The sequence below is a fragment of the Nocardioidaceae bacterium SCSIO 66511 genome (assembly GCA_023100825.1).
GTDB lineage: Bacteria > Actinomycetota > Actinomycetes > Propionibacteriales > Nocardioidaceae > Solicola.
In genome coordinates this window covers 2,247,430-2,267,826 of the sequence record CP095846.1, presented here as the reverse complement: position 1 = coordinate 2,267,826, position 20,397 = coordinate 2,247,430, and the positions used below count along the sequence as shown (strand labels likewise).

General features: G+C 67.2%; 16 protein-coding genes. 10 read left to right on the top strand and 6 right to left on the bottom strand.

The genetic code is table 11. The features are described 5' to 3' along the window. The first annotated feature begins 6 nt into the window (after positions 1-6). The 4 genes from MU582_10600 to MU582_10585 are packed head-to-tail and all read left to right on the top strand — an operon-like array spanning position 7 to position 5,383. On the top strand, positions 7-1,308 hold the full coding sequence (locus MU582_10600) for an extracellular solute-binding protein (protein UPK77057.1): 1,302 nt from the start codon (positions 7-9) through the stop codon (positions 1,306-1,308). Beyond that, positions 1,305-2,273, top strand: coding sequence for a sugar ABC transporter permease (locus tag MU582_10595; GenBank protein UPK77056.1), 969 nt, complete (start codon positions 1,305-1,307; stop codon positions 2,271-2,273). The genes MU582_10600 and MU582_10595 overlap by 4 nt, the downstream gene beginning before the upstream one ends. Positions 2,274-2,288: 15 nt before the next feature. Next, positions 2,289-3,104 (top strand): carbohydrate ABC transporter permease, encoded by an 816-nt coding sequence (locus MU582_10590; GenBank protein UPK77055.1) that lies wholly within the window; start codon positions 2,289-2,291, stop codon positions 3,102-3,104. Positions 3,105-3,106: 2 nt separating this feature from the next. Beyond that, the gene (locus MU582_10585) at positions 3,107-5,383 is read left to right on the top strand and encodes a hypothetical protein (GenBank protein ID UPK77054.1); all 2,277 of its coding nucleotides are present in this window, start codon (positions 3,107-3,109) and stop codon (positions 5,381-5,383) included. Positions 5,384-5,395: 12 nt separating this feature from the next. Here MU582_10585 and MU582_10580 read toward each other — a convergent pair whose 3' ends face one another. Together MU582_10580 and MU582_10575 are read right to left on the bottom strand one after the other, a co-directional pair. Beyond that, positions 5,396-7,735 (bottom strand): non-lysosomal glucosylceramidase, encoded by a 2,340-nt coding sequence (locus MU582_10580; GenBank protein UPK77053.1) that lies wholly within the window; start codon positions 7,733-7,735, stop codon positions 5,396-5,398. Between the two features lie 113 nt (positions 7,736-7,848). Next, positions 7,849-8,775 carry a heme o synthase gene (locus MU582_10575; protein UPK77152.1) on the bottom strand — a complete coding sequence of 309 codons (927 nt, stop codon included), beginning with the start codon at positions 8,773-8,775 and terminating at the stop codon, positions 7,849-7,851. Between the two features lie 355 nt (positions 8,776-9,130). On the opposite strand from MU582_10575, the gene tkt reads away from it, so the two are divergent. From tkt to pgl, 6 genes are read left to right on the top strand one after another with little or no spacing between them, the layout of a single operon-like run. Beyond that, positions 9,131-11,230: a transketolase gene (tkt, locus tag MU582_10570; protein UPK77151.1), complete on the top strand. Its 2,100-nt coding sequence runs from the start codon at positions 9,131-9,133 to the stop codon at positions 11,228-11,230. Between the two features lie 48 nt (positions 11,231-11,278). Continuing rightward, positions 11,279-12,391 (top strand): transaldolase, encoded by a 1,113-nt coding sequence (gene tal / locus MU582_10565; GenBank protein ID UPK77052.1) that lies wholly within the window; start codon positions 11,279-11,281, stop codon positions 12,389-12,391. After that, entirely contained in the window at positions 12,388-14,043 is a 1,656-nt protein-coding gene (locus MU582_10560) for a glucose-6-phosphate isomerase (protein ID UPK77051.1), read from the top strand. Before tal ends, MU582_10560 begins: the two co-directional genes overlap by 4 nt. 3 nt (positions 14,044-14,046) lie before the next feature. Next, positions 14,047-15,567, top strand: a complete 1,521-nt coding sequence (gene zwf, locus MU582_10555; GenBank protein UPK77050.1) for a glucose-6-phosphate dehydrogenase — start codon at positions 14,047-14,049, stop codon at positions 15,565-15,567. A 16-nt stretch (positions 15,568-15,583) separates the two neighbouring features. Further along, entirely contained in the window at positions 15,584-16,534 is a 951-nt protein-coding gene (locus MU582_10550; protein ID UPK77049.1) for a glucose-6-phosphate dehydrogenase assembly protein OpcA, read from the top strand. After that, a complete protein-coding gene (gene pgl / locus MU582_10545) occupies positions 16,531-17,268 on the top strand; it encodes a 6-phosphogluconolactonase (GenBank protein UPK77048.1) in 738 nt (245 codons plus the stop codon). Before MU582_10550 ends, pgl begins: the two co-directional genes overlap by 4 nt. 453 nt (positions 17,269-17,721) lie before the next feature. Here the strand turns inward: pgl and MU582_10540 are convergent, their stop codons facing one another. Genes MU582_10540 through MU582_10525 form a run of 4 tightly spaced genes read right to left on the bottom strand, consistent with a single transcriptional unit; the run spans position 17,722 to position 20,391 of the window. Beyond that, a complete protein-coding gene (locus MU582_10540) occupies positions 17,722-18,078 on the bottom strand; it encodes an RNA polymerase-binding protein RbpA (GenBank protein ID UPK77047.1) in 357 nt (118 codons plus the stop codon). A gap of 59 nt (positions 18,079-18,137) precedes the next feature. Next, positions 18,138-18,374, bottom strand: a complete 237-nt coding sequence (secG, locus tag MU582_10535; protein UPK77046.1) for a preprotein translocase subunit SecG — start codon at positions 18,372-18,374, stop codon at positions 18,138-18,140. Positions 18,375-18,386: 12 nt separating this feature from the next. Beyond that, positions 18,387-19,175, bottom strand: a complete 789-nt coding sequence (tpiA, locus tag MU582_10530; GenBank protein ID UPK77150.1) for a triose-phosphate isomerase — start codon at positions 19,173-19,175, stop codon at positions 18,387-18,389. Positions 19,176-19,200: 25 nt separating this feature from the next. Beyond that, positions 19,201-20,391, bottom strand: a complete 1,191-nt coding sequence (locus tag MU582_10525; GenBank protein UPK77045.1) for a phosphoglycerate kinase — start codon at positions 20,389-20,391, stop codon at positions 19,201-19,203. Positions 20,392-20,397: the final 6 nt, after the last annotated feature.

The following is a 20,397-nucleotide window of genomic DNA, read 5'->3' as shown; positions in this document are numbered from 1 at the left end:
ACCCTCATGTCACAGCCAAGGCACAACCCACTCGACCGGCGTCGATTTCTCGGGCTGATCGGTGCCGCCGGGGCCGGCATGGTCGCAACGGCATGCGCAGGGCCCGGCTCCAGCTCGTCCGGCAAGTCGAGCACTGCACCGGCCGTCGAAGGAGCCGTTGAAGGCGACGTCTCGTTCGCCCACTGGCGCGCAGAAGACCAGAAGGTCTTCGACAAGATCCTGAAGAAGTTCACCGCGGAGTATCCGGACGTCTCGATCCAGCAGGACATCTCGGCGGCCGAGGACTACCAGTCGAGTGCGTTGCAGCGCATCAAATCGGGCAACGTCGGTGACACCTTCGTGGCATTCCGAGGTGCACAGTTCGAGGACATGACCAAAGCCGGCATCTATGCCGAGCTGACCAACGACGATCTGGTGTCGGCCTTCGCCCCCGACGCGGCGAAGCTCGGTCAGCGCGACGGCAAGCAGTACGGCCTGCCGTACCAGAGCGTTTTCCTGATGCCCGTCTACAACATCGACCTCTTCGACAAGCACGGCGTCTCCGAGGTACCGACCGACTGGGACGGCTTCCTGTCGATGTGCGACACGTTCAAGAGCGCCGGGATCACGCCGATCGCGTGGCCCGGCGGTGAGCCCGGGAACGCCGCACAGCTGATGAACTCGATGATCATGAACAACGCACCCTCACCGGACATGTGTACGAAGATCGAGCAGGGCGAGTACAGATGCACCGATGACTGGTTCCTGAAGAGCCTCGAGCAGTACGCCGAGCTCGTTCCGTACATGCAGGACAACGCATCGGGCACCCAGCCGGAACCGCTCGAGCAGATGTTTGCCTCGCAGAAGGCGGCGATGCTGGCGACCGGCTCGTACCACATCATCGCGGTGCGCTCGCTCGGTGCGAAGTTCCCCATGGATGTGCTCTCCCCCATCACCACCTCGGCCTCCGAGGCGAAGTACGAAGGCGTGCACAACCACACGTTCCTGCTCGGCGTGAACTCCGCCTCGGACAACGGCGAGGCCGCCTCCGCGTTCCTCGAGTTCCTCGCGAAGCCCGAGATCGCTTCGGAGTACGCAAACGGTACGCGCCAGCACGTACCGGTCACCGCTGTCGAGTACACCGATCCGGACCTCGCACGGCTCGAGCCCTGGCTCGACCGGGAGACCATCCTCGCGCCGCGTTACCAGTTCCTCGACCTCGATGTCGCGACTGCGGTCCAGGGATCATGTATCGAGGTCGTCGCCGGCTCGTCGCCGGAGCAGGCCGCCGAGAAGGCGCAGGGCATCGTCGACCAACAGATCAAATGACGACCTCGACCGACGAGCGATCAGCAGACGTGCCCGGCTCGACCGGGCCGGGCGAACCGAAGACGAAGTCGAGGCGCCGACGGGGCAGGCAGCGGCGTACGCACCCGGTCCACTACCTGTTCACGCTGCCGGCGGTGGTGCTCTACACGGTCTTCTTCGCCGTTCCGACGTTCCAGGCAGTGCAGTACGCAACCACGGACTGGGACGGCTTCAGCCCGGACTTCAACCAGGTGGGGGCGCAGAACTTCGTCGACATCCTCACCGACGACTCGCTGTTCACCAACGCGCTGACCAACAACGTGAAGTTCCTGCTCGTGGTCGTGATCGCCCAGACGGTGCTCTCACTTGCGCTCGCACTGCTGCTCGTCCGAAACTCCCGCGGCTCGACCTTCCTGCGCGCGTTGTACTTCGTGCCGACCATCCTGTCGTCGGTATCGGTCGCGTTCATCTGGCGGTTCATGTACGACCCCAACTTCGGCCTGATCAACCAGACACTCGGCGCGATCGGTCTTGACGGGTTGCAGAGCGCGTTCCTCGGCGATGCCCGGCTGGCGATCTACTACGTCGCCATCACCCAGGTCTGGGCGCACGCCGGCCAGCTGATGGTGTTGTTCATCGCCGGTCTGCAGCAGATACCGCGCGAGCTCTACGAGTCGGCCGACCTCGACGGTACGTCGAGGTGGCAGCGGTTCCGCTACGTGACCTGGCCGATGGTCGCGCCGACCACCGCGATCGTCGTCGCGTACACGACGATCCAGTCGTTCAAGGCGTTCGACCTGATCCTGGGGATGGGCGGTAACCCGCCGAAGCAGTCGCTCGACATCCTCTCGACCAGGATCTACACGACGTTCGCGAACTCCGAGTTCGGGTACGCCGCGGCCGAGTCGCTCGTGTTCATGGTCATCATCGCCGTCGTGACGCTGCTGCAACGCCGGGTGCTCCGACTGACCCAACAAGGCGCCTGAGCGAGGAGGAGACAGATGACCGCCACACTCGGACGTCGCGCCGTACTCGGCGTGTACGCGCTACTCATCACTGTGCCGCTGTTGGTCGTGCTGACCGGCACGTTCAAGACCTCGCGAGAACTCTTCGACTCGCCGTTCTCGTTACCGAACTCCCTCGACCTCGGCAACTACCGGACCGTCCTCGGCAGCCAGGCGATGTCGGACGCGTTCGTGAACAGCGTGATCGTGACCGGTTGCGCCGTGACCGTCACGTTGTTCACGGCGAGCCTCGCCGCGTTCGGCATCTCGCGGATCCCCGGCTGGAGAGGCTGGGCGATCTACGGATTCCTCGTGATCGGGATGGCGGTGCCGGCTCAGGCGAACATGATTCCGCAGTACGTGCTCTTCGATCAGCTCGGTCTGTTGAACAGCCTGGTCGGCCTCGTGCTGATCGAGGTGGTCGTCACCCTCCCGGTCGCGGTGTTCATCCTGACCGGATTCATGCGTACGCTCCCGCGGGAGCTGTTCGAGTCGTCGGAGATCGATGGCGCGGGGCCGTGGCGTACCTTCCGGTCGGTTGCGATTCCGCTGTCGCTGCCTTCCCTCGCCGCGACGGCGATCTTCCTGTTCGTCATCCAGTGGAACGACCTGCTGTATCCGCTGCTGTTCATCCAAGAGCCGTCCAAGCGCACGCTTCCCCTTGCCCTATTGGACTTCCAGGGCCAGTACCTCACCAACTATCCGTTGCTCTTCACCGGAGTGGTCATCGCCTCGACGCCGATCGTGGTGGCGTACGTCTTCCTGCAGCGGTACTTCGTCGCAGGTTTGACCGCAGGCGCAGTGAAGGGCTGAGCATGAGCACGTACCTCGTACGCGAGCTGACCGACATCAAGGTCGACGACCGCAGCGCGAGCTGCACACTCCGTGCAGTGGCCGCTGCAACTGTCGCCGGACTACCCGGTTACCTGACGGGTGAGCCGCCACAGGTACAGGGCATCGAGACAACCCTGCCGAACCTCCCGTCGTTGCTGACTCCATCCGCCGATGATGAGGTCTCACTGGCCATTCGAGTCACGGTCGTGGCCCCGGACATCGTTCGGCTCGTCGTGGGTCCGCCGGACGACGACCCGGTCGGAGGAGACGGCACAGGCACGGGCATCGTCATCGACCCCGTACCCGGGCCGACCGATGCATCGGTACGCGACCTTCCGGATGCAGTCGAGATCGCAACTGAGCTGTTTCGCGTACGCGTCACCAAGAATCCGTTCACCGTGCTGATCGAAGATCGGCAGACCGGTCGGATCGTCCTGCGCTCCGCCGACAGGTTGCGGCAGGCCGCCGGTCTCCCCCTCGCACCATCCATGGTCGCCACCGAAGACGCCCTCACGGTGAACTTCGAACTGGAGGCCGACGAAGAGGTGCTCGGCTTCGGTGAGCAGTTCTCCCGGTTGGCGAAGAACGGTCAGCGCCTGACCCTGCGATCGGCCGACGCACTGGGCACCGGCACGGGAGCCGCGTACAAGCCGGTTCCGGTCTGGCACTCGACAGCCGGGTACGCGGGGTTCCTCAACACCGGTGCGGTCATCACCGCAGACGTCGGGCACTCGATGCCGAGCGTTTTCGGCCTCACCACCCAGGACACCGCAATGGACCTGTACGTCGTGGTCGGCGCCGATCCCAAACGCCGACTCACCTCGTACACCGAGCTGACCGGACGGGCAGAAGTGCCGCCTCTCTGGGCGTTCGGCTACTGGATGGGTCGCTGCCGCTACCACTCGCGCGAGGAGATGCTCGACGTCGCAGCCGGTATGCGCAACCACGAGGTCCCGTGCGACGTACTCCACCTCGACCCCGACTGGCTCGTCGTCGACCGGTTGAACTGCGACTTCATCTGGAACACCGATCGGTTCGGCGATCGCGGTGACTTCATCGAGGAGCTCGCGGCGCAGGCCCTGCGGCTTTCCCTGTGGGAGCTGCCCTATCTCGATCCGGAATCCCCGCGCTACCGGGAAGCCGAGGACCGCGGCTTCCTGGTGCGTACGACCGACGGCGCGATCGCACGAGTGGCCGGTACGCCGACCCCCGACGGCCGCCATCGTGCACTCGTCGACTTCACCAACCCCGACGCCGTCAGGTGGTGGCAGGAGCTGCACCGCGACTTCCTCGACGACGGTGTCGCCGTGTTCAAGACCGATTTCGGCGAAGGTCTGCCTGCAGACGCAGCGCTCGCCGACGGTACGCCGCCTGCGAACGCGCACAACCTGTATCCGCTGCGCTACAACGCCGCCGTCAGCGACGGCATCGCTCGGATGACCGGGCGTGCGCCGCTCGTCTGGGGACGCAGCGGATGGGCGGGCTCGCACCGCTACCCCGGCCAGTGGGGAGGAGACGCAGAGTCGACCGTCGCCGGCATGCAGGCGACCGTACGCGCCGGACTGTCCTACGCCATGTCGGCACCGGGGCTGTGGAGCCACGACATCGGCGGGTTCTTCGGGCCGGAGCTCACGCCCGGGTTGTACGTGCGCTGGACGCAGCTCGGTGCGCTCTCGCCCATGATGCGGGCGCATGGACTGCGGCCACGCGAGCCCTGGGCGTTCGACGACGAGACGCTACGCATCGCGCGTACGTGGATCCGACTGCGGTACGAGCTGCTGCCCTATCTGTGGCAGGTGGTGCACGAGTCGCTCCGAAACGGGTGGCCGGTGATGCGTCCGCTCGCGCTCGAGTTCGCCGACGACCCGATCGCCGCACGCATCGACTCGCAGTTCCTGCTCGGATCGGACCTCCTCGTCACACCGGTCTTCGACGACGGCACCGAGCCCGTCGACCGGCGCTTCTACGTACCGTCTGGCGAGTGGACCGACCTGCTGAGCGACGAGCGGTTCACCGGCCCCGGTTACGTGACCCGGACGGTCCGGATCGAGGAAATGCCGGTGCTCGTACGCACCGGTGCCGTGATCCCACGGATTCGCGTCGATGAGTCGGTTCGCAACACCGACGATCTCGCCGAACGACCATGGACGCTGCAAGCGTACGGCTCGTTCGATGAGGGGCACGAGGTGACGCTCGTCGGGTTCGACCGCGTCCCGTTCACTGCACGGCTGACCGGCGACACCGTTCTGCACAGCTGACGGCTTCGGGCGTCAGTGCTCGGCGAGAGCGGCAAGCCACCACGCGGCGAGCGGTCGCATGTTCAGCGGGGCACGGAACTTGCCGTCGGCATTCACCGCGGCCGGCGACCGGAACTGCAGCCCGCTGTCGCCGTACAGGACGTTTCGGATCGCGTCCGCCACGGTGCTCGCCTGCTCGGCCAGCCCGTACCGCGCGAGCATCGCGGTGAAGAGCCAGGCCGAACCGATCAGCACCTCGTTGACCTGAAGCTCCTGCCCGCCGTCGCGTTCGTACTCACGAAGAGTCTCCTCGGCGATCAGCAGTGGCCCAACGGCACCGCCGCTGTTGGCTCGATGAGCGAAGTCGTACGCGGTGCTCAGATGCTCTCGTATGCGCACCTCGGACACGATGTCGCCGACGCCGGCGACATCGGCGTAGAAGACGCCCATCAACGAGTCCGGCATCACCGCATCCACATACTTGCCCTCGGATGCAGCGCGGAAGCACCGTCCCGTCCACAGTTCATCCAGTACTTCGACACTCACGTCACGCCGCCGCTCGTACGACGACGGGTCGACGCCTCTGGCGACGGCCTCCTGTGCAAGCACCGCCCACATGCCAGCGCACAGCCCCGTTGTGTAGGTGGAGTACCCGCGCAGCCCGAGGTTGTCCCAGGTGCTGTCGCCGAACTCGTCATGGCGCGGCACCGAACCGTTGTCGCCGGACTGCCTTGCCGTCACCTCTGCTGCGGCCTGCAGCCGATCCCACGTCCGCGCGTCGAGCTCTATGCCGTGCATCCGGTGATGAACGACGGTCGCCAGTACGTACGCGGGGTTGGAGTCCCGCCACGTGTTCGGGTCGTCGCGCATCGAGTAACCGTTGACGCGTACGAACGGGTCTTCGAGCGGGTTGCCGAGATCGTGCGGGAGCTTATCTGCCACCAGGATCGGACGCGGTTCGGCCGGTCGATAGATCGGACGCCGATCGGTGATCTCTCGGTCGAGCGCATCACCGAGATCGGAGACGACGAGGTCGGCAAGCCGCGGCCAGTTCAGGCCGATCGCCGGAAACGCGTAGTGCCACAGATCGGAGGTGTTGTAGTAGAAGTAGCCCTCGTCGAACCCCTCCAGCAGACCGAGGTGCTCGGGGCCTTGTGGCGATGAGGCAGACCCGTCGACCCAAGCCGTGCCGAGTGACACGGCGAGGTTGAGCTCGTTGACCACGCAGCCCGCGACCGAAGGCGACCACCCCGCTCGCGTCAGGCGTTCGAGCGTCGACTCGTGCCACGCGTCGATCGACGCCAGCCAGCCATCGCCCGCTTCGAGCGCCTTACGTGCCAGACCGACACAGTCCGTCGCCGCCCGAGCCGCGTAGCGTCGCCTCCAGGTTCGTCCCATGCCGAAGGTGACCTCCGGCCAGTCGAACGCAACGACGAACCGGGTACGTGCGGGACCCGATGCTCCGTCGATATGTGCCGCGACCGCGCTACCGACCGGCTCGTGCCAATGTGCCTCCCACGACGCGTCGGGTGTCATTCCCAGCCGACCAGTTCGCACGAATGCGTCGTAGGTGCCGGCGAGGGTGTACGCCTGCTCCTCGTCGGGTACACCGGTGGCCATCGGCGTCAGCCGGAACTGCTGTTGGACGCTGTACTCGGAGGTCCCACCGGCAACGGCGACCGACACTCCCTGACGCGGCTGAGTGCCGGCGGCGCTCGTACGCGACTGCACGACGCAGACGCCCGTGTCCAGTGGCGACTCCTGGTTGACGTTGCCGGCGTGATGGAGACCCGGCCAGGCGACATCGCCACGATCGGTCGAGGTGACGGCGGACGCCCGCCAGCCGTTGAGATTCGGCCAGAACAACGCGATGTCGATCGGCGGCAGGCGATGCTCACCCGGAAGCGGAACCGCATGTACGTCCATCACGACGACCGGGCCTGCACTCGCGTCCTCGTCGCCGGGGATGACCGGCGAGAACGACGTCACGACGAGCTCGAACGGTGCATGCCGCAGCCCGATCACCTCATGGCTCATCGGGTGCAGAGCGGCCACCTCGTGCGTCTCGACTTCGTTCCGCCGCAGGCGGGCCGATCGCGTCGCGCCACCATCGACCCAGCGAACGGCCAGGAACGCGGCGTCGACATCGGCGACCAGGTGCATACCAGGATGGAGATGCCAGCGGGAGAACCGGCCGTTCAGATCGCGCGAGAACGCAGGTCCACCGATCGCGCCGAGGAACATGCCGTGGCCGGGCCCGTCGTCGTGGCTCTCGTCCTTCGCCGTGAACCGGGCCTCGGGGACGTCTCGGACGTTGAACCCGAACCGCCGAGCACGTGCGATCCGGTCGTCGACGTTCGCTTGGTCGGCCATCGCGTCACCGTTTCGTCTCCCGATCTGCAATACGTTGAGAAACTATCAGTGAATGTTGTTTTTCCATCATTCGCATGGCGTGCGTCTGCCCCGGTCGCGTGCTGGAGCTGCACTCAGCGCAGGAAGGGGTCGACCGCTGCCGCAACGAACAGCAAGGCGAGGTACGCGTTGGAGAAGTGGAACAGCCGCATCGGCTGCAGCGTCGCGATCGAGTCTCCGGTACGCGCCCGACGCAGCAGGTCGTACGCCTCGACCAGGAACACGATCGCCAACGTGATGGCTACGGCCGGGTAGAACCATCCGGTCGGTGTGACCGGCCAGAGCAGGAGGGACGTGGCGGCCATCGCCCAGGCGTAGTTGACGATCTTGCGCGCTACGACCTCGGTCGGTGCAACCGACGGAAGCATCGGCACATCGGCGGCCGCGTAGTCCTCGCGGTAGCGGATCGCGAGCGCCCAGAAGTGCGGCGGAGTCCAGAAAAAGACCACCATGAACAGCACGACCGGCGCCCAGGCGAGCTCGTTGGTGACGGCGGTCCAGCCGATCAGCGCCGGGAAGCAGCCCGCGGCCCCGCCCCAGACGATGTTCTGAGTCGTACGCCGCTTGAGCAGCATGCTGTAGCCGACGACGTACGAGACGTTCGCGGCGAGCGCGAGCCCCGACGACAGCCAGTTGACGAGAAGGCCCAGCCACACCGTCGAGACGACGCCGAGCACCAGGCCGAAGACGAGGGCCGATCGCGAACTCACCGCGTGCCGGGGCAACGGGCGGCGGCGGGTCCGGCGCATCCGCTGGTCGATGTCGGCGTCGACAACGCAGTTCAGGGCGTTGGCGCTACCGGCCGACAGGGTGCCGCCGACGACGGTGGCGACGACGACCCACAGCCCTGGTACGCCCTGCTCGGCGAGGAACATGACCGGGACCGTCGTGAGCAGGAGGAGCTCGATGATCCGCGGTTTGGTCAGGGCGACGTAGGCCATGACCACGTCGCGCGCCGTTGGATCCGGAGTCGGCTCGGTGGCGACCTCGCGTACCGGCACGGCGTGCGGATCGACGGCAGTCACAGACACCTCGTAACGACAGCGCGACTCGGCCGGGGCCGAGCCCTGACATTGGCGCGTACGGACCGAACGCGCACCCGCCGATTCTAGAACCCGAGAGCTCGTAAGCCGACACCGGGGATGCCCGGGCATTTCGGGGCCGAGCAGACCTGAGCGAACGTTGCGCGACGAGTAGGCTCGACCCCGGGTGCATGTCGCATGCGACTGACCCACGAACACGTCCGATGAGCACGAACCCCGATGAGAAGGACAGAGCGCTGTGACCACTGGTAACCATCAGCTCGAGTGGACCGATCTCGATCGCAAGGCGGTCGACACCGTCCGAGTCCTCGCGATGGACGCCGTGCAGAAGGTCGGCAACGGCCACCCCGGCACCGCGATGAGCCTGGCCCCGGCCGCGTACCTGATCTACAACCGCCTGATGCGCCACGATCCAGCCGACCCCGAGTGGATTGCGCGCGACCGCTTCGTGCTCTCGTGCGGGCACTCCAGCCTGACCCAGTACATCCAGCTCTATCTGACCGGGTACGGGCTCGAGCTCACCGATCTGGAGTCCCTGCGTACGTGGGGCAGCCTCACACCCGGGCACCCGGAGCACGGCCATACGAAGGGCGTCGAGGTGACGACCGGCCCGCTGGGTCAGGGTGTCGGCAACGCCGTCGGCATGGCGATGGCTGCGCGGCGCCAACGCGGCCTGCTCGACCCGGACGCCGCAGAGGGCCAGAGCCCGTTCGATCATCACGTCTACGTGATCGCCTCGGACGGCGACCTCGAAGAGGGCGTGGCAAGCGAGGCGTCGTCGCTGGCCGGCCACCAGCAGCTCGGCAATCTCACGGTGCTCTACGACGACAACCGCATCTCGATCGAGGACGACACGGCGGTGGCGTTCTCCGAAGACGTCGCCAAGCGGTACGAGGCGTACGGCTGGCACGTTCAGACCGTCGACTGGACCAACGACGGCACCCGCTACGAGGAAGACGTCCAGGCGCTGTACGACGCGTACCGTGCGGCGGAGGCGGTCACCGACAAGCCGAGCTTCATCGTCTTGCGCACGATCATCGCGTGGCCGGCGCCCAATAAACAGAACACCGGCGCCTCGCACGGTTCTGCGCTCGGCGAGGACGAAGTGCGTGCGACCAAGGAGATCCTCGGCTTCGATCCGGATAAGACGTTCGATGTCGACCCGGACGTGATCGCGCACACCCGTAAGGCACTCGACCGCGGCCGCGAGGCGAGCACCGAGTGGGCCAATCAGTACACCACGTGGGCGGCCGCGAACCCCGAGCGCAACCGACTCCTGCAGCGGCTCGAGGCGCGTGCACTTCCCGACGGCTGGGACTCCGAGCTGCCGACGTTCCCGGCCGACGCCAAGGGCGTCGCGACCCGGAAGGCGTCCGGAGAGTTCCTGTCCGCGGCGGCGCCGAAGCTCCCCGAGCTGTGGGGAGGATCCGCCGACCTCGCCGGCTCCAACAACACCACTCCGAAGGGCGAGCCGTCCTTCCTGCCGGCCGAGCATTCGACGAAGGAGTTCTCCGGCGACGAGTACGGCCGCGTGCTCCACTTCGGCATCCGCGAGCACGGCATGGGCGCGGTCCTCAACGGCATCGCGCTCAGCGGCCTTACCCGTCCGTACGGCGGCACCTTCCTGGTGTTCAGCGACTACATGCGTCCGTCGGTACGCCTCGCGGCGCTGATGGAGCTACCGGTCACGTACGTCTGGACCCACGACTCGATCGGCCTCGGCGAGGACGGCCCGACCCACCAGCCGATCGAGCACCTGGCCGCTCTACGAGCCATCCCGGGTCTCGACGTGATCCGACCGGCCGACGCCAACGAGACGGTCGCCGCCTGGCGACTGGTCATGCAGCACACCGACCGTCCCTCGGCACTGGCCCTGAGCCGGCAGAACCTGCCGACCTTCCCTCGCGGCGAGGACGGATACGCCACGACCGACGGGGTCGCCAAGGGCGGATACGTACTCCTCGACACCGACGGCGATCCCGACGTCGTGCTGGTCGCGACCGGGTCCGAGGTACAGCTCGCCGTACAGGCACGCGACCGGCTTGCATCCGACGGCGTCAGCGCCCGAGTCGTGTCGATGCCGTGCCGTGAATGGTTCGACGCGCAGCCGGCCGCGTACCGCGACGAGGTGATCCCACCGCACGTACGTGCTCGGGTCAGCGTCGAGGCCGGCATCGCACAGGGCTGGCGCGAAGTGGTCGGCGATGCCGGTCGCATCGTCGCCATTGAGCATTTCGGCGCTTCGGCCGACTACGCGACGCTGTACGAGAAGTTCCACCTCACAGCCGACGCGGTCGCTGCGGCCGCCCGCGACAGCATCAAGGCCGCCTCCGAGCTCGGCGGCGCGGGAGTCTCGGTGTTCGCGCGCCCGTCCGGTCCGGTCGGCCCCGGCGACAATCCCGACGCGCCCTGACCGTCCTGCCGCACAACCTCCACAACGGCAAACCAGGCAAGGAGAATCATGAACGACCGACTCCAATCACTCTCCGATGCCGGAGTCTCCATCTGGCTCGACGACCTGTCTCGCGAGCGGATCGAGAGCGGCAACCTGTCCGAGCTGATCGCCGGCTCCAACGTCGTCGGGGTGACGACCAACCCGACGATCTTCGCCAAGGCGCTGTCCGACGGCGAGCGCTACACCGAGCAGATACGTGAGCTCGCAGCGGCGGGCGCCGACGTACAGACCGCGGTGTACGAGCTCACGACGCGCGACGTACAAGAGGCATGCGATCTGATGCTCCCCGTTTTCGACCGCACCGACGGTGTCGACGGCCGGGTCTCGATCGAGGTCGAGCCCGGTCTCGCACATGACACCGATGCGACGATCCGGAGGGCGAAGGAGCTGCACGACAAGGTCAACCGACCGAACCTCCTGGTGAAGATCCCGGCCACCGCCGCCGGGGTGCCAGCGATCGAGGCGAGCATCGCCGCGGGAATCAGCATCAACGTCACCCTGATCTTCGCGCTCGAGCGCCACCGCGAGGTGATCGGCGCGTACCTCTCCGGTATCGAGCAGGCCAAGGCCGCAGGCCATGACGTCTCGCGCATCCACTCGGTCGCATCGTTCTTCGTCAGCCGGGTCGACACCGAGATCGACAAGCGGCTGGAGGCGATCGGCACCGACGAAGCACTCGCGCTGCGCGGCAAGGCCGCCGTCGCCAACGCGCGGCTGGCGTTCGAGCTGTACGAACAGGAGTTCTCGTCCGAGCGTGCCCGGTCGCTGCACAGTGCAGGCATGCGGATGCAGCGTCCGCTGTGGGCGTCGACCGGCGTCAAGAACCCCGACTACTCCGACACGATGTACGTCGACGACCTGATCGTGGGGCCGACGGTCAACACGATGCCGGAGGCGACTCTGCGGGCGGTAGCCGACCACGCCGAGGTCCGCTCCGAAGACACCGTGCACGGCACGTACGACGAATCCCGAGCCGTACTCGACCAGATTGCGGCGGTCGGCATCTCGTACGACGACGTCGTCCAGGTGCTCGAGGACGAAGGCGTCGACAAGTTCGACAAGTCGTGGGCAGAGCTCGAGGAGACGGTGCAGAGCGAACTCGACAAGGCGCGCCGGTGACCGGGCCCGACTGGAACGCCGCGGAGGTACGCGCCAATGGCACGTTCCATCTGCGGGCGGGATACCGCGACGTCACTGCGTACACGAGCGCCGTCGAGGAGCTCGTCGAGAACCGCGTCGCCAGCCGCATCGGCGCTCGCGATCACACCCTGTGGGGCCCGGCCGCCGAGTCGGAGGCGGCAAAGCGGCTCGCCTGGGTCGGGCTGGCCGAGGAGTCGCGGCCCCTGGTCGGCGACATCGAACAGCTGCGCGCCGAGCTACGCGCCCGCGGTGTCGACCACGTCGTGCTGTGCGGCATGGGAGGCTCATCGCTCGCACCCGAGGTGATCTGCGCATCCGACGGCGTTGAGTTGACCGTTGTCGACTCGTCGCATCCCGACTTCGTACGGGCCGCCATCGCTGACCGGCTCGACCGTACGGTCGTCGTGGTCTCCAGCAAGTCCGGCGGCACGGTCGAGACCGACAGTCAGCGGCGGGCGTACGAGCGGGCGTTCCGCGACGCTGGTATCGCCCCGGCCGAGCGCATCGTCGTCGTCACCGACCCGGGCTCGCCGCTCGATGAGCAGGCGACGGCGGACGGCTACCGGGTGTTCCACGCGAACCCCGACGTCGGGGGTCGCTACTCGGCGCTGACGGCGTTCGGCCTCGTACCAAGCGGTCTCGCGGGCGCCGATATCGGCGGGCTGCTCGACGACGCCTCGGCGATCAGCACGGCGCTGACCTCCGACGACGTCGACAACCCTGCCCTCCGACTCGGCGCGGTTCTCGGCGTGGCCAACCGCGCCGGAGCCGACAAGGTCGTGCTCGTGTCCGTCGACACCCCGATCGTCGGGTTCGCCGACTGGGCCGAACAACTGCTTGCCGAGTCGACAGGCAAGGACGGCAAAGGCGTGCTGCCGGTCGTGGTCGAGGGAGTCAATGCACCGAACTTCGACCCGAACACCGACGACGAGGGGCTGTACTCGATCGGCGCCGGATTCCCCTTCGAGACCGTCGTACCCGCGTCTGGCTGGGGCGCCGCTGTCGATGCCGGACTCGGCGCACAGATGCTGCTCTGGGAGTACGCAACCGCGGTCGCCGGCCGCATCATCGGCATCAACCCGTTCGACCAGCCCGACGTCGAGAGCGCGAAGGCGGCCGCCCGCGGGTTGCTGTCCGGCGGAGGCGAGCAGCCGACGCCCGCATTCACCGACGGCGCGGTCGATGTGTACGGCCCGGCCGACGTCATCGGCGACGCCACGACGGTGACCGATGCGCTCACGACCTTGTTGGAAAAGCTCGATCCCGACCGCGGATATCTTGCGGTGATGGCCTACCTCGACCGACGCCGCGACGCAGAGCTGGCGACCGTACGGCGATCGCTCGCCCGGCGTACGGGTCGGCCGACGACCTTCGGCTGGGGTCCCCGGTTCCTGCACTCGACGGGTCAGTACCACAAGGGCGGCCCGTCGACCGGTGTGTACCTCCAGATCACCGACGACGCCGACCAGGACCTCGACGTACCGGGCCGGGACTTCACCTTCGGCGAGTTCATCCATGCACAGGCAGCGGGCGACGCATCCGTCCTCGCCGACCACGACCGGCCGGTGCTGCGGCTCCACCTGACCGACCGAGCGGCCGGCGTGGCCGCGATCCTGAAGGCGGTGGGATAACGCATGGAGCAGAACCCGCTGCGCGATCCGCGTGATCGGCGGCTCCCGCAGATCGCCGGGCCCTGCAGCATGGTGATGTTCGGCGTCACCGGAGACCTTGCCCGCAAAAAGCTGATCCCGGCGATCTACGACCTCGCGAACCGCGGCCTGTTGCCACCGGGATTCTCGCTGGTGGGATTCGCGCGACGAGACTGGGAGAACCAGGACTTCGCGCAGGTCGTCTACGACTCGGCCAAGACTCATGCGCGTACGCCGTTCCGCCAAGAGGTGTGGGACCAGCTCGCCGAGGGCTTCCGCTTCGTCTCGGGCGACTTCGACGACGACGAGGCGTACGAACACCTCCGCGAGACCGTCGAGGAGCTCGATGTCGCCCGCGGCACCCGCGGCAACCACGCGTTCTACCTGTCGATCCCGCCGGGATTCTTTCCCACGGTCATCGACAAGCTGCGCAAGCACGGACTCGCCGACCAGCACGGCGACTCCTGGCGCCGGGTCGTCATCGAGAAGCCGTTCGGCCACGATCTGCAGAGCGCGAAAGAGCTCAACGCGATCGTCTCCGAGGTCTTCCCGCCCGAGTCGGTGTTTCGCATCGACCACTACCTCGGCAAGGAGACCGTCCAGAACATTCTGGCGTTCCGTTTCGCGAACGGGTTGTTCGAGCCCGTGTGGAACTCCAACTATGTCGACCATGTGCAGATCACGATGGCCGAAGACATCGGCATCGGCGGTCGAGCCGGCTACTACGACGGCATCGGAGCCGCCCGCGATGTGATCCAGAATCACCTTCTGCAGCTGATGGCCCTGGTGGCGATGGAAGAGCCGGTGTCGTTCTCCGCGCGGGCGCTGCGGATCGAGAAGCAGAAGATCCTGTCGTCGGTACGACTTCCCGCGCGGCTCGACGAGCACACGGTCCGCGGCCAGTACGCACCGGGATGGGCCAGCGGCGAGAAGGTACCCGGCTACCTCGAGGAGAAGGACATCTCGTCGAGGTCCACGACCGAGACGTACGCGGCGATCCGGCTCGACATCGCGACGCGCCGGTGGGCCGGTGTGCCGTTCTACCTTCGTACGGGCAAGCGGCTCGGGCGCCGTGTCACCGAGGTGGCGGTCGTGTTCAAGCGTGCGCCGCACTTGCCCTTCGAGGCAACGGCCGTCGAGGAGCTCGGCCAGAACGCACTCGTCATGCGCATCCAGCCGGACGAGGGCGTCACGCTCAGGTTCGGCGCGAAGGTGCCCGGTACGGCGATGGAGATCCGCGACGTCAACATGGACTTCGCGTACGGCGGCGCCTTCGTCGAGTCCAGCCCCGAGGCGTACGAACGGCTCATCCTCGACGTTCTCCTGGGTGACCCGCCGCTGTTCCCGCGGCATGAGGAGGTCGAGCTCGCGTGGCGCATCCTCGACCCGATCATCGAGTTCTGGCAGGCCGACGGCAAACCCGACCAGTACCCGTCCGGTACGTGGGGTCCCGCGTCGGCCGACGAGATGCTCGCCCGAGACGGACGTACCTGGCGGCGTCCATGAGGAAGGGACAACGCACGTGTTCGAGCTGACCGATACCACTTCGTCGGACATCGCGTCCGCGCTCGTACACGCGCGCCGGAATGCGGGCAGCCCAGCGATGGACATGGTGATGACGCTGGTGGTCGTCACCGATGAGGCGTCGCACTACGACGCGATGAAGGCCGCGGCGGAGGTGTCGTCGGAGCACCCCTCACGCGTGATCGGGCTGGTGCGACGATCGACGCGAGGCAAGGCCCAGCTCGACGCGCGGGTCTCGATCGGCGATGACTCCCCCGGCGAGTCACTGCTGTTGCGCGTGAGCGGCGAGCTCGTACGTCACGCGGAGTCCGCTGTGCTCCCGCTGCTGCTACCCGACTCCCCCGTCGTCGTCTGGTGGCCGACCGACGCTCCCGACGATCCGAGCGGAGATGCGATCGGGCAACTCGCCCAACGCCGCATCACCGACGCGGCCGCATCCCGCGGATCCAAACACAAGGCGCTGCTCAACGCGGCCAGGCACTACGCCGCCGGTGACACCGACCTTGCGTGGACCCGGCTGACGCCTTGGCGCGCCCTGCTGGCCGCGGCACTCGATCAGGTCGATGAGCCCGTGTTGTCCGGCCGCATCGCCGCCGCTCGCGCGAACCCGAGCGCGGACCTGATGTGTGCGTGGCTGGAGTCTCGGCTCGACGTCGAGATCGAGCATGTCACGTCGCGCGGACCCGGCCTGACCGACGTGCGGCTGCGTACGGCCTCCGGCGATGTCGTCGTCCACCGTGATGCCGGTAGCACCGGCACCTTCACCATTCCGGGCGAGGCCGATCGACCGGTAGCCCTGAACCGCCGCACGGTCGCCGAGTGCCTGGCCGAAGACCTACGCCGGCTCGACGAAGACGAGGTGTACGCGCAGACCGTCAAGCAGGTGCTCAGCCGCGCCGAGCGTACGGCGGCTGCGGCGAGATCCAAGAAGCGGAAGGCGTCGGCATGAGCGAGCTCCCCACAGAGTCCGAGGTCGTACGACACGCAGACGCCACGGGTCTGGTCGGCGACGTGGCCGACCGACTCATCGGACGCCTCGCAGACGTACAGCGATCCGGTCGGGTCCCACACCTCGGACTGACCGGCGGCACCATCGCCAACGACCTCTACCGGGCGGTCGCCGCATCTCCACGCCGGGGCGACGTGGAGTGGACCTCGGTGGAGTTCTGGTGGGGCGATGAGCGGTTCGTAGCCGCCGACTCGCCCGACCGAAATGCCGTACAAGCGCGAGAGGCGATGCTGACCGACCTCGGCGCACGCGAGTCTCGTATTCACCAGATGCCGTCGTCCGACGCAGGCGACCTCGACGCGGCGGCAGACGCCTACGGCGACGAGGTACGAGCATTCGGCGCCGGATCCTTCGATCTCCTGTTGTTGGGGCTGGGGCCCGACGGCCACATCGCATCGCTGTTTCCCGGCTATCCGCAGCTGTCCGTCGATGACCGGATCACCGTCGCCGTCACCGACTCCCCCAAACCGCCTCCCGAACGCATCAGCCTGACCTTCGGCGCGCTCAACCGGTCACGCGCCGTCTGGTTCATCGTGTCGGGTGCAGGCAAGGCCGACGCCGTCGCTCGCTCGCTCTCCGCGGTTACCGACGTACAGGAGTCGCCGGCGACCGGCGTACGCGGCGAGGTCGAGACCGTCTGGCACCTCGATGCCGCGGCCGCGAGTGCCCTCTGAGGCACTGACTCCCGGGCTCCCCGACCCGACTACCCGCCTGCCCCGACTTGGCTTCACAGTCGGGCTTCCCTGCTTCTTCGGCCGACCACTCGACGCTTCCCTTCTCGTCACGGTCGGCTCTCCCGCTCCTTCGATGCGACCACTCGGCTGCCCGATTTCGCCTCGCTGTCGGCATCCCGTCGCGTTCTGGCTCGGCAAAAGACGCGGCGACGCGGGAGCCGCAGCTACCTGGCTGGGGTTGCCCGCCGGCTTTCCCGTTCCGGTTGGCTTCTGCGCGGTCGGTGCTGGCAGTTCACCAAGTAGACATGGTGAAGTGCCGCTTTGCATGGCAGGAACACCATGCAAAGCGGGCGGTTGCCGTGCCCGTTGGTACGTACGGGGCTGCCGTGACAGGAGTCCCGTCGCGCAGGTGCGCGACCGCACACCAAGATGGCCGGATCCCGCCGTGACGACCTAGTAGATCGCTTCGCCGTTCTTGCGACGGGTACGAAGGTCCGAGAGCGCTTCGTTCAGGATCGCCGCGGCCTCGTCGTCGGAGCGACGCTCCTTGACGTACGCGAGATGTGTTTTGTACGGCTCGATGCGCACCGGCGGCGGCGGGTTGTTCTCGTCATCGCCGGCGGGTAGCCCGCAGCTGGGGCAGTCCCACCGCTCGGGTGGTTCGACTCCCGCGTTGAAGCTCAACGTGGTCGCATGACCATTGCCGCAGTAGTAGTTGATGTACGTACGCGGGGCAGGCGCGCCGCGTACATCCTCGCCCATGGGTCCCGACCCGATTCGGGTCCCACGGATTGCACTTCCACTGGCCACGAATTGACCTCCCGGGTCGGGCTCTCAGTGTGCAGTGTGGCTATTCGGCGGCCACTATTTCAGGCCGACACCTTCAACAGCAACCCCAGGGCAACGATGCTGACCGCCCAGATCACCGCGGTGCCGATCGTGAGTCGGTCGAGGTTGCGCTCAGCGACCGACGATCCGCCGAGGCCGCTCGAAACACCGCCGCCGAACATATCGGACAGTCCGCCGCCACGGCCCTTGTGCATCAGCACGAGCAGAATCATCACCAGGCTCGAGACGACGAGGACTACCTCGAAGAAAATAATCACAGCGGAGGGGCCTTACGTGTTGTTGTCGAGGTTCAGATCGGGCATGTCGTAGTACCGGCCGATCGCGGCGAACTCATCGGCCTTCAGGCTAGCGCCGCCGACGAGGGCTCCGTCGACGTCGGGCTGCGCCATGATCGACGCGATGTTGGTCGCCTTGACCGACCCACCGTACAGGATACGCGTCGCCTCGGCGGCCTCTGGCGCGACCGTCTCGGCGAGGCGGCCACGGATCGCCGCACACACCTCCTGCGCATCGGCAGGTGTCGCGACCTCGCCGGTGCCGATCGCCCAGACCGGCTCGTACGCGATCACGAGACCGGCGACCTGCTCTGCAGTCAACCCGGCCAGTGCTCCGTCTACCTGCGCGACCGTGTGCTCGACCTGCTCGCCCGCCTGGCGTACCTCGAGGCCTTCGCCGACGCAAACGATCGGCGTCATATCGGCCGCGATCGTCTTCTGTGCCTTGACCGAGACCGTCGCGTCGTCCTCGCCGTGATACTCCCGGCGCTCGGAGTGTCCGACGACGACGTAGGTGCAGCCGAGCTTGGCCAGCATCGCCGCGGAGACCTCGCCCGTGTACGCGCCGCCGTCGTGTACCGACACGTCTTGCGCGCCATAGGTGATCTTGAGTCGGTCGCCGTCGACCAGGGTCTGCACGCTGCGCAGATCGGTGAACGGCGGGATCACGGCGATCTCGGAACGCGCGAAGTCGTGCTTCTTGTCCTGCAGCGTCCAGGCGAGCTTCTGCACCAGGACGACGGCCTCCTGGTGGTTGAGGTTCGACTTCCAGTTGCCCGCCATCAGCGGGGTGCGGCTGTTTGCCACGTCAGTTCTCCAGTACGTCGAGGCCGGGCAGTGTCTTGCCCTCGAGGAACTCCAGGCTTGCTCCGCCGCCGGTCGAGATGTGCCCGAACCGGCTGTCGGCGAAGCCGAGCGTACGAACGGCGGCCGCGGAGTCTCCCCCGCCGACGACGGACAGACCGTCGACCTCCGTGAGCGCCTCGGCGACGGTACGCGTGCCCGCGGCGAAGGCTTCCATCTCGAAGACGCCCATCGGGCCGTTCCAGAAGACGGTACGCGCGCCGCGGATCGCCTCGGCGAATGCCGCCGCCGACTCGGGCCCGATGTCGAGGCCGAGCTGGTCGGCGGGCATCGCGTCCGCAGCGACGACCGTCGCTGGAGCATCGGCGGCGAACTCCGGTGCGACCACGATGTCGGTCGGCAGCACGATGTCGACGCCGCGCTCCTTCGCTTCCGCCAGGTAGCCCCGAACCGTGTCGAGCTGATCGGCCTCGAGCAGCGACTTGCCCACCTCGTAGCCCTGCGCGGCGAGGAAGGTGAACACCATCCCGCCGCCCACCAGCAACGTATCGGCCTTCTCCAGCAGGCTGTCGATGACGCCGAGCTTGTCGGACACCTTGGAGCCGCCAAGCACCACGGCGTACGGCCGATCGGGTGACTCGGTGAGGCGTCGCAGCACCTCGGTCTCCTTCTCGACGAGCCCGCCGGCGGCGTGCGGCAGCAGTTTCGCGACGTCGTAAACGCTGGCCTGCTTGCGATGCACGACACCGAAGCCGTCGGAGACGAACACATCCGCAAGGCTCGCGAGCTCACCGGCGAAGGCGGCGCGCTCGGCGTCGTCCTTGCTCGTCTCACCCGCGTTGAAGCGGACGTTCTCGAGGACGCAGACCTGGCCGTCGTCGAGGGCGTTGACCGTACTGCGGGCGGACTCACCGACCGTGTCGGTCGCCAGCGCCACGTCGCCGCCGAGCAGCTCGCCGAGTCGCGCGGCGACCGGTGCCAGCGAGTACGCGGGGTCGGGCGTACCCTTCGGACGGCCAAGATGTGCCGTGACGATCACCCGAGCGCCCGCGTCGCGCAGGTGGGTGAGGGTGGGCAGGCTTGCGCGTACCCGCCCGTCATCGGTGATCGTCGTGCCGTCGAGCGGAACGTTCAGATCGCTTCGTACGAGTACGCGGCGCCCGCGGAGGTCGCCGAGGTCGTCGATCGTTCGCACTGGTCG